This window comes from Ramlibacter sp., from assembly GCF_028292805.1.
Lineage (GTDB): Bacteria > Pseudomonadota > Gammaproteobacteria > Burkholderiales > Burkholderiaceae_C > Ramlibacter.
On sequence record NZ_JAQGLS010000217.1, the window covers coordinates 1 to 2,963 of the forward strand.

At 69.9% G+C, this 2,963-nt stretch carries 3 protein-coding genes; all 3 read left to right on the top strand.

All coding sequences use genetic code 11. The features are described from left to right. Positions 1–507 (top strand): IclR family transcriptional regulator (locus JWP65_RS13540; RefSeq protein WP_299764553.1); only part of this gene is annotated, 507 nt, incomplete at its 5' end. Between the two features lie 5 nt (positions 508–512). After that, positions 513–1,310, top strand: coding sequence for an SDR family oxidoreductase (locus JWP65_RS13545; RefSeq protein WP_299764555.1), 798 nt, complete (start codon positions 513–515; stop codon positions 1,308–1,310). Next, positions 1,303–2,963 (top strand): thiamine pyrophosphate-binding protein (locus JWP65_RS13550; protein WP_299764557.1); only part of this gene is annotated, 1,661 nt, incomplete at its 3' end. The genes JWP65_RS13545 and JWP65_RS13550, both read left to right, overlap by 8 nt.

The following is a 2,963-nucleotide window of genomic DNA, read 5'->3' on the forward strand; positions in this document are numbered from 1 at the left end:
CGCTACCCGGTGAACCTGGTGGTGCGCGACGGCCGCTCCATCGTCTACGTGGCCAAGGTCACGCCGCCGACGCCGTTCTCCAGCGCCGTGCGGGTCGGCACCCGTCTGCCCGCCCACGCCACGGTGCTGGGCCGCATCCTGCTGGAAGACCTGAGCCTGCCCGAACTGCGCGAGCTGTACCCCGAGGAACACCTGGAGGTCTATTCGCACAGCACGCCCAAGACGGTGCTGGAGCTGTTCAACATGGTGGAAGTCGACCGCCAGCGCGGCTACGTGCTGGGCGAGGGCTTCTACGAGTCCAGCATCTCCACCATCGCGGCGCCGGTGCGCGACAACACCGGCCACATCTCGGCCGCACTGGGCGCCACCATCCCGTCCGGCCACATCGATCCCGAGCGCATCGACCCCCTGGTGCAGCGCGTGCGCGCCGCCGCCGACGAGCTCTCGGGCCTGCTGAATTACCAGCCGCGCAATGCCAAGGTGCTGGCGCTGCCCGGCGCCCGCTGAACACCATGCTGAACATCGACCTTCAAGGCTGCACGGCGGTCGTCACCGGCGGCTCCTCCGGCATCGGCCTGGCCACCGCCGAACTGTTCCTGCAAGCCGGCGCCGGCGTCGCGATCTGCGGCCGCGACAGCAAGCGGCTGCAAGGCGCGGAAAAAGGCCTGCGCGCCAAGTTTCCCGAAGCGCGCCTGTTCACCCAGCAATGCAACGTGCTCGACGCAGCGCAGGTCCAGGACTTCGCCGCCGCCACGCAGGCCAGGCTGGGCCCCGCCGCCATCCTGGTCAACAACGCCGGCCAGGGCCGCGTCTCCACCTTCGCCGATACCAGCGACGAGGCCTGGACCGAGGAACTGCAGCTGAAGTTCTTCTCGGTGCTGCATCCGACCCGCGCCTTCCTGCCGCAGCTGCGCACGCAGGCGACACCGGCCGTGGTCTGCGTGAACTCGCTGCTGGCCGCGCAACCCGAGCCGCACATGGTGGCGACCTCCGCCGCCCGCGCCGGCATCAAGAACCTGGTGCGCTCCATGGCCACCGAGTTCGCGCCCTTGGGCGTGCGCGTGAACGGCATCCTGGTCGGCTTGATCGAGTCGGGCCAGTGGCGCCGCCGCTTCGAAGCGCGCGAGGACCGATCGCAGGACTGGGCGGCCTGGACCGGCGAGCTGGCCACGCGCAAACGCATCCCCCTGAAGCGTCTCGGGCTGCCGCAAGAAGCGGCGCAGGCGATCTTCTTTCTCTCCACGCCGCTGTCCTCCTATACGACGGGCAGCCACATCGACGTTTCCGGAGGCCTCAGCCACCATGCCTGATCAAACCAACACCATCACCGTCGGCGCCGCCATCGCTGCTTTCCTCGAGGAATGCGGCGTCAAGGCTGCCTTCGGCGTGATCTCGATCCACAACATGCCGATCCTGGATGCCATGCACCAGCGCGGCCAGGTCCGCTTCGTGATGGCGCGCGGCGAGGCCGGCGCCACCAACATGGCCGACGCCTACGCGCGCACCACGGCCAGCCTGGGCGTGACGATCACCAGCACCGGCACCGCGGCCGGCAACGCCGGCGGCGCGATGGTCGAGGCGCAGACGGCCGGCACGCCGCTGCTGCACCTGACGGGCCAGATCGAGACGCCTTACCTCGACCAGGACATGGCGTACATCCACGAGGCGCGCGACCAGCTGTCCATGCTGCGGGCCGTGTCCAAGGCCGCCTTCCGCGTGCGCAGCGCCGACACCGCCATCGCCATCCTCAAGCAGGCGGTGCAGACGGCGCTGACGGCCCCGACCGGCCCGGTCAGCGTCGAGATCCCGATCGACATCCAGGAAGCGCTGATCACCATGCCGTCCGACCTGCGGCCGCTGCCGGTGGCCCGCCTGGTGCCCGATTCCGCCTCGCTCGACGCGCTGGCCGAGCGCATCGCCGGGGCCAGGCGTCCGCTGCTGTGGCTGGGTGGTGGTGCCCGCAATGCGCGCGCCGCCGTGATGCGCCTGCTGGACATGGGCATCGGGGTGGTGAGCAGCACGCAAGGCCGCGGCATCGTGGCTGAAGACGACGTGCGCTCGCTGGGCGCCTACAACCTGCACGCGCCGGTGGAAAAGTTCTACCAGACCTGCGATGCGATGCTGGTGGTGGGCTCGCGCCTGCGCGGCAACGAAACGCTCAAGTACAAACTGAAGCTGCCCAAGCCGCTGTACCGCATCGACGCCGACGCGTCCGCGGACGGCCGCTGCTACGCCAGCGAGTCGTTCGTGCAGGGCGACGCCGCCTTGGCGCTGGAAGGCCTGGCCGATCGGCTGCAAGGCCGCATGAAGGTCGACCCGGCGTTCGCCGGTGACCTGCGCGCCGCCTACCTGCAGGCCGAGGCTTCGCTGGTCGACGGGCTCGGCCTCTACGCCGAACTGGTGCGCGAGCTGCAAGCCGGCGCCGGGCGCAACTTCAACTGGGTGCGCGACGTCACCGTCTCCAACAGCACCTGGGGCAACCGCCACCTGCACGTGTTCGATCCGCAATCCGGCGTGCATGCCACCGGCGGCGGCATCGGCCAGGGTTTGGCCATGGGCATCGGCGCGGCCATCGCCGCCGCTGAAACCCAGCCGGCCCGCAAGACGCTGTGCCTGTCGGGCGACGGCGGCTTCATCCTGAACCTGGGCGAGCTCGCCACCGCGGTGCAGGAAAAGGCCCCGGTCACCTACGTGTTGATGAACGACCAGCGCTACGGGGTCATCCGCAACATCCAGGACGCGCACTACGGCGGCCGCCGCTGCTTCACCGAGCTGCACACGCCCGACTACGCGCAACTGAGCGCCTCCCTGGGCCTGGGCCACACCCGCGTCAGCGACCTGGCCCAGCTGCCGGCGGCGCTGGACCGCGCCCAGTCGGTGCCCGGCCCCTTCATCCTCGAGATCGACATGCTGTCCATCGGCAGTTTCAAGACCGCCTTTGCCGGCCCGCCGACCAAGCTGGC

What these genes read in the sequence shown, in the direction of transcription:
- JWP65_RS13545 (WP_299764555.1), top strand. Translation starts at nt 513, where the DNA reads ATGCTGAACATCGACCTTCAAGGCTGCACGGCGGTCGTCACCGGCGGC.